Consider the following 6,511-nt stretch of genomic DNA (forward strand, 5'->3'; position numbering starts at 1 on the left):
ACGCATGTCAGCGGCTGCTGCCCGTGGGTGTCATCGGGTGTGTCAGCAGGTGATGGACAGCGCGTGGCGGAAGACGTTCCCCGGGTCCCACTCGCCCTTGATCCGTTGGAGCCGCGGATAGTTGTCCTTGTAGTAGAGGGTCTGCCAGGGGATGCCGGAGGCGTTCCACTCCGGGTCCTTCAGATCCGTGTCCGGGTAGTTGATGTACGAGCCGTCGCTGTCGCCGTCGATGACCGGGACGCCACCGGTCGCCGCGTACGTCTCCTTGTAGAGCCCCCGCATCCAGTCGACGTGCCGGGCGTCGTCGGCGGGGTCGGCCCAGTAGGTGATGAAGTTGGCCTTGAGGACCGAGTCCCGCTGCGGCATGGCGGTGTCGGCGGGGGCGGGCACGTTGGCGCGGCCGCCGTAGGTGTAGAGGAGCACGGAGGCGTGGCCGTCGTAACCGGGGTCGGACAGCCGCCGGTACAGGGCGGCGATCTGGTCCTCGGAGTAGCCCCGGCGCAGGTAGGCGCCCTTGGACTTGGAGCGGTCGTAGGCCCCGGTCTCGTACGGGTTCTTGAGAGTCTCCTTCAGCCACGGCCCCGTCGCCCGGGTCCTGGTGTGCGCCACGTCCACGCCGACGGTCACCGCGCCGATGTAGTCGTCCACCAAGTCGGCCGCGTTCGCCAGGGTGCCGTCGACCTGGACGTTGAGGCCCACCGTCCCGAGGGCCGCGTTGTGCAGCAGTAGGACGCTGTTCAGGCTGGCGTACGGCCCGCCGTCGCCGTCGTTGTCCGTGTGCCACTGGCCGTGGTTGCGCACGATGCGGGTGAACGCCTCCTCGGTGAGGTCGCTCCACTTCCAGCTGACGGACGCCTTCAGCAGCGCGCCGGGCGGCCTGGGCAGCAGGTCGCCCGGGTTCCCGGTGGCGCCGGGGGTCCTGAACCAGTACTTGGTGACCACGCCGAAGTTGCCGCCGCCCCCGCCGGTGTGGGCCCACCACAGGTCGCGGTGCGGGTCGTCCGCGTCGCTGGTGGCGATCACCGCCCGCGCCTCCCCCGCGCCGTCGACGACCACCACCTCCACCCCGTACAAGTGGTCGACGACCGCTCCGTACTGGCGGCACAGCGCCCCGTAGCCACCGCCCTGCACATGGCCGCCGACGCCCACGGTCGGGCAGGTACCGCCGGGTATCGTCACGCCCCAGTCCAGGTACAGCGTCCGGTACACATGGCCGAGCTGGGCGCCCGCCTCGACGGCGAACGCCTGCCGCTCCTCGTCGAAGTACACGGCGTCCATCTCGGACACGTCGAGCAGCATCCGTACCTGCCCGTCGTCGACCAGCCCGTCCAGGCAGTGGCCGCCGCTGCGGACGGCGATCCGCGCGCCGTCCCGCACCGCCTCCGCGACGGCGGCCGTGACCTGCTCGGTCGTGTGGACGATCCGCACGGAGTCCGGCTTCCCGACGAAGCGGCCGTTGTACCCGCGGGCCGTCAGGTCGCCGTACCGGAAGTCGTCCGGGGTGACGGTGACCGCGGGCGGGGCGCCCGCCGCCCGGCCCGTCTCCCCGGCGGTGTCCGGCGCGCCCGCGTACGCGGGTCCCACGGTGGTGAGCGCGGCGACCGTGCCGCCGGCTCCGGCGCCGAGGAACCCGCGGCGCGTCAGTGCTGACATCTGCATCTCCCCGTTCTCAGCGATCTTGTTTCTCAGGGCTCGTGCTTCCGGGCGGTCGTCCTTCCCAGGGGTCGTGCCGGGTGTGCCCGGTCGTCTTCCGGCCGGCCGGGCGGGCACGCCGCCGGCACCTCGCGGGGCGGCCGGAACGAGAAGGTGCTGCCCTCCGCCAGCACCATCCGCAGCAGGGCGTCCCACAACCTGCGCAGCCGCCGGTCCAGGTCGGCCCCCTCCACCGCGAGGGAGAGCAGCCGCATCCCGGTGAGCGCCTCCACGAAGACGTGGGCGATGTCCACGGGCAGCAGGTCCGCCCGTATCTCCCGCTGCCGCTGGGCCAGCGCGAGGAACTCCGTGACCAGGGAGAGCCACCGCAGTTCCGCGCCGTGCGTGCCCTCGCCGTCGGGCTCGCCCTCCACCCGGAGGCGGAACCCGGCCCGGGCGACGGGGTCGTGCGCCATGCGGCACGCGGCCTCGTAGGAGAACTCGACGAGGCCCCGCAGCCCGCTGCGCTCCCGCACCCGGACGGCCATCGCCAGGGCCGGCCAGATGTCGTCCTCCAGTTCCAGGACGGCGGCGGCCAGCTGCTCCTTGGAGTCGAAGTGGAAGTAGAGCGCCCCGCCGGTCACGCCGGCTTCCCGGCTGATGTCGGCGACGCTCGTCCTGTGGTATCCGTGTGTGCCGAAGCCTTCCGCGGCCGCGAGGAGGATTCGGCTCCGTGTGCTCTCGCCTCTCGACAGCAGAACGCACTCCTTCCGTTACGCCGTCCGGCCGGCCCGCGGTCGGCGCGGAACGCCGTCCGGCCGGCGGACGGTCAGCGCGGAGAGGCGTCCGCGCCCACGGCCGGCATCGGGGTGCCCGTCAGCTCCTCGCTGAGCCGGCGCAGGCGGGCGCGCGCGCCCTCGTCGTGCGCCTGCGCGTGGGCGCGCGCCACCTGCGAACGGTTCACGTAGAGGCCGCTGTTCCTGGCGTACTCGGGGTCCGTGACCAGGCGCGCGGTGTTCCGCACACCCTCCGCGACCGTGCTCTGCGGGGTGAAGAGATGCGTGACGATCTTGGTCGGCATGTACGAGGCGGGGTGCAGGGAGTTGACCGTCACCCCGGTACCGTCGAGCACGTCCGCCAGGTCCATGGTGAGCATGATCTGGGCGAGCTTGGCCTGGCAGTAGGCCTGGCCCCCGCTCCAGCCGCTGCGCAGCATGACGTCGTCGAAGTCGATGGGGGCCTGGCCCGCCGAGGTCACGTTGACGATCCTGGCAGGCGCGGAGTCGACCAGCAGCGGGGCCAGCCGGCAGCTCAGGATGTACGTGGAGAGGTAGTCGACCTGGAAGGTCAGCTCCAGCCCGTCCCGGCTCTCCCGGCGGTCGAGTTCGACCCCCATGCCCGCGTTGTTGACCAGGACGTCGATCCGGGGCCGGGACAGCAGCCGGTCGGCGAGCGACTGGATCTCGGCGAGCGAGGAGAAGTCGGCCCGCTCGTAGCTCAGCCGCTCGTTGCCCGTGGCGGCCCGCAGCTCCGCGAGAAGCTCCTGGCCCTTTTCCTCGCTGCGCCCGTGCAGGACGAGTTCGGGTCCCAGCGGGGCCAGTTCATGGGCGAGCGCACGGCCGAGCCCGTCGGTCGCGCCGGTGATGACGATGGTCTGGTCCGCGATGGACGTCATGTCGTACCTCCGGTAACGGGCAGGACCCTGCCCGGTGGATGACGCGCCCCCACGACGGCCCGTACGGCCGCCAGGAGGTCGCGTGGTTCACGTGCTGCGAGTGGTACGTGTGGTGTGCGCCTCGGGCGCGTGATGCGAGTCGGGCTCGCGGTGCAAGTCGTACGTGTGGTGCCCGGCCGTGCGGGTGCGAGGTGGTGGGCGCCCGGAACGCGATCCCCGGAAGGGGCGTCCCGGGCGGTGCCCCGGGCGGTGGGCGTCCCGGCCGGGGTGGCCCGGACGGGGATGTCCGGAGCCGGAGCCCGGACGGGGCCCGGACGGGGCCCGGACGGGGATGTCCGGAGCCGGGGCCCGGAGGGGCGTCCGGAGCGGGGCGCGGGGTCAGGGGGCGAGGGCCGCTCCCCCGCCGTCGAGCCGCGCGGCCACCGCGACGGTGTCGGCGATGGCCGCCGCGTACCCCCGGTCCAGCGATACACGGTCGAAGAGCAGCCGGTACCACATCGGACCGAACACCAGATCGATGAGGAACTCCTCGTCGGGGTGGCTGACCTCACCGCGATCCCGGGCACGCCGGATGATCTTCGCCACCTCCTCGCGGCGCGGGCCGGTCAGCCGCTTCCAGAGCAGTTCGGTGAAGTCCTCGTCCTGGAGCGCCTCACTGATCAGCGCCCGGTTCAGCACCCCGCTGACCCCCTGCTGGGCGGCGAAGGTCGCCGTCAGCAGCACACAGATGTCGTCCCGCAGCGAGCCGGTGTCGGGGGTCGGCAGCCGCGCGGCGGCGAACCACGCCAGTGCGTCGAGGATCGCCTCGCCCTTGCCGCCGTAGCGCCGGTAGACGGTCTGTTTGGACACCCCGCTGCGCGCGGCGATGCCCTCCATGGTGACGCCGGGCGCGCCTGCCTCGGCGGCGAGTTCGAGGGTGGCACGACGAATGGCGTCGTCTACGGCCGGATCACGAGGACGTCCTGTCATGGAACCCACCTTAAGACCTCTAGATACGGTGCGGTGCGTATCGTAATCACGAACAGGCGGCTCCTGCCAAGCCCGAAGCCTCCTCAAGTGCGCCCCGAGCCCCGCCCGGTCGTCCGGCCACCCTCATCGACGCCCGCGAATATGCTGTTCAGGCCCCATTAACGCGGGATTTCACGCCCTCGACGACCGGGCGGCGCATCCGATGTGCGGACATCGGCGGCGCCTTCCAATCCGCCATTGACATACGGACACGGCGCGTGCTGGTATTGCAATACGCAACGCTCCGTATTGGAAGGAGGACGGATGTCTTCCCGTGGCTCCACCCCGGCGTTACTCGCGCTGGCGCTCGGCTACTTCACCCTGGGAACCACCTCGCTCGCCGTGGTGGGCCTCAGCGCGCCCATGGGCGACGGTCTCGACGTCGCGCCGGCCCGTATCGGACTCCAGGTCACCGTGTTCGCGCTGACCTTCGCCATCGCCGCTCCCCTCGCCCCGATGGCACTCGGCCGGATGGGCCGGAAGCAGGTCCTGCTGCTGGGCATGGCCCTGCTGACCGCCGGCTCGGTGGCGGCGGCACTCGCCCCCAACTACGCCTTCCTCACCGGCGCCCGCGTCGTCGCCGCCCTGGGTGCGGCGATATTCGGCCCCGCCTCTTCCGCGGCCGGATCGCTGATCGTCCCCGAGGAGCGGCGTCAGCAGGCCCTCGCCGTGGTGTTCGGCGGCATGACCGCGGCATCCGTCCTCGGCGTTCCGCTGGCGTCCTTCCTCGGGGACGTGCTCGGCTGGCGGCAGGCCCTCATCGGCGTGGCCGTCCTGTCCGGGGTCGCCCTCGTGGGTGTGGCCGTCCTGATGCCCGGGCTCGACCCCGGACCGCGCCCGACGCCCGCCGCGTACCGCGGTGTGCTGGCGACGCCCGGCGCGCTGCCCACCGTGGGCACCACCCTGCTCTTCATGGCGGCGCAGTTCACGGTCTACGGCATCGCCGGCGCCTATGTGGCCGACCGGTTCGACGCCTCGTCCGGCTATGTGACGGCGACGCTGCTCGCGTTCGGCATCGTCGGTGTCCTGGGCAACGGCTTCGCCAGCAGGGCGACCCGCGCCATCGGCACCACCCGCACCGTCTCCCTGACCGTCGCGGGCGTGGCCGTCGCCTTCGCCGCGCTCCTCGTCGCCCCCGACGCGGCCATCGGCGGCCTGCTGCTCTTCGCGCTCTGGGCCTTCTTCAGCCAGCTCTACCAGGCGCCCCAGCAGGCGCGGCTGGTGGCGCTCCTGCCCGAGCAGCGCGGTCTGCTGCTCGCCCTCAACGCCTCGGCCCTCTACCTGGGCATGAGCCTCGGCAGCTTCATCGGCAGCACCGGCCTGCCCGCCTGGGGCTCCGGCATCCTGCCGGCCACCGGGCTCGGCCTGCTCCTGTTCGCCGGCGCCACCCACTACCTGTCGGTCCGCAAGGCCGAGACGGCGCCCCGGCCGGTGCCCGTCTCCTCCTGACCCGCCGGTCCGGCCTCACCACCAGTTCTCCGGTGACCGCCCGGACGCCAGCCGTCCGTCCGGCCACCGGCACCACCCGCATACCTCGACGAAGGAATGAGTCCACCATGACGACGAACCACGTGAAGCTCGCGCACGACTACCTGGAGCAGGTCTGGAACCAGGGCCGCACCGACCAGGCCGCCGACTACCTGGCCGAGGACCTGATCCAGCACAACCCGAACCTGCCCGACGGCCGCAAGCCGCTCGTGGAGTTCATCGAGGGCCTGCGCCAGCAGGTGCCGGACGGCCGCTTCGAGATCCGTCGCAGCGCCGCCGAGGGCGACCTGGTCTTCGTGCACAGCCTGTTCACCACGGGCCCCGAGGACCGCGGCACCGCGGTCGTCGACATCTTCCGGATCGCCGACGGCGCGATCGTGGAGCACTGGGACCTGCGCGAGAGCGTCCCCGAGAACACGGTCAGCGGTCACGAGATCGTCTGACCCACCACACGCGCCGTCCCCGCCACCGGCGGGGACGGCGTACCACGGGCCGCGTCACATCCCCCGTCCGCGGCCCGGCCGTCCGCCCCGCCGGTCCACCACGACCGGCGGGGCGCACCGGTGTCCCGAGGCGGAGGCGGCGGGCCCGTACGGCACGGCACACGCGTGCGGGGCGCGGCACACCAGTACCGGCACGGCACACGCGAACGCACGTCACACGCGTACGGCACGGCACACGCGAACGCACGGCGCGGCAGGCGCGTAC

6 protein-coding genes are annotated in these 6,511 nt (G+C 72.3%); 2 read left to right on the forward strand and 4 right to left on the reverse strand.

Features of this window, described 5'->3' with window-relative positions; all coding sequences use genetic code 11:
- Positions 1 to 42: 42 nt before the first annotated feature.
- From ABD350_RS13180 to ABD350_RS13195, 4 genes are all read right to left on the reverse strand, one after another.
- Positions 43 to 1,653 (reverse strand): FAD-binding oxidoreductase, encoded by a 1,611-nt coding sequence (locus ABD350_RS13180; RefSeq protein WP_344348158.1) that lies wholly within the window; start codon positions 1,651 to 1,653, stop codon positions 43 to 45.
- Positions 1,654 to 1,685: 32 nt separating this feature from the next.
- Complete coding sequence (locus tag ABD350_RS13185) at positions 1,686 to 2,390, reverse strand: ScbR family autoregulator-binding transcription factor (RefSeq protein WP_344348272.1); 705 nt, start codon at positions 2,388 to 2,390, stop codon at positions 1,686 to 1,688.
- A 71-nt stretch (positions 2,391 to 2,461) separates the two neighbouring features.
- Positions 2,462 to 3,307 carry an SDR family NAD(P)-dependent oxidoreductase gene (locus ABD350_RS13190; protein ID WP_212911671.1) on the reverse strand — a complete coding sequence of 282 codons (846 nt, stop codon included), beginning with the start codon at positions 3,305 to 3,307 and terminating at the stop codon, positions 2,462 to 2,464.
- 378 nt (positions 3,308 to 3,685) lie between these two features.
- A complete protein-coding gene (locus ABD350_RS13195) occupies positions 3,686 to 4,276 on the reverse strand; it encodes a TetR/AcrR family transcriptional regulator (RefSeq protein WP_189997667.1) in 591 nt (196 codons plus the stop codon).
- Between the two features lie 303 nt (positions 4,277 to 4,579).
- On the opposite strand from ABD350_RS13195, the gene ABD350_RS13200 reads away from it, so the two are divergent.
- Together ABD350_RS13200 and ABD350_RS13205 are read left to right on the forward strand one after the other, a co-directional pair.
- Positions 4,580 to 5,764, forward strand: coding sequence for an MFS transporter (locus ABD350_RS13200; protein ID WP_189997668.1), 1,185 nt, complete (start codon positions 4,580 to 4,582; stop codon positions 5,762 to 5,764).
- Positions 5,765 to 5,871: 107 nt separating this feature from the next.
- Complete coding sequence (locus tag ABD350_RS13205) at positions 5,872 to 6,246, forward strand: nuclear transport factor 2 family protein (RefSeq protein WP_189997669.1); 375 nt, start codon at positions 5,872 to 5,874, stop codon at positions 6,244 to 6,246.
- Positions 6,247 to 6,511: the final 265 nt, after the last annotated feature.

The sequence above is a fragment of the Streptomyces nogalater genome (genome assembly GCF_039532885.1).
Classification (GTDB): domain Bacteria; phylum Actinomycetota; class Actinomycetes; order Streptomycetales; family Streptomycetaceae; genus Streptomyces; species Streptomyces nogalater.

Bases quoted from the DNA above. Each gene is read 5' to 3' on its own strand.
- ABD350_RS13180 (WP_344348158.1), bottom strand. From the start codon at position 1,653: ATGTCAGCACTGACGCGCCGCGGGTTCCTCGGCGCCGGAGCCGGCGGC.
- ABD350_RS13190 (WP_212911671.1), bottom strand. From the start codon at position 3,307: ATGACGTCCATCGCGGACCAGACCATCGTCATCACCGGCGCGACCGAC.
- ABD350_RS13195 (WP_189997667.1), bottom strand. From the start codon at position 4,276: ATGACAGGACGTCCTCGTGATCCGGCCGTAGACGACGCCATTCGTCGT.
- ABD350_RS13200 (WP_189997668.1), top strand. From the start codon at position 4,580: ATGTCTTCCCGTGGCTCCACCCCGGCGTTACTCGCGCTGGCGCTCGGC.
- ABD350_RS13205 (WP_189997669.1), top strand. From the start codon at position 5,872: ATGACGACGAACCACGTGAAGCTCGCGCACGACTACCTGGAGCAGGTC.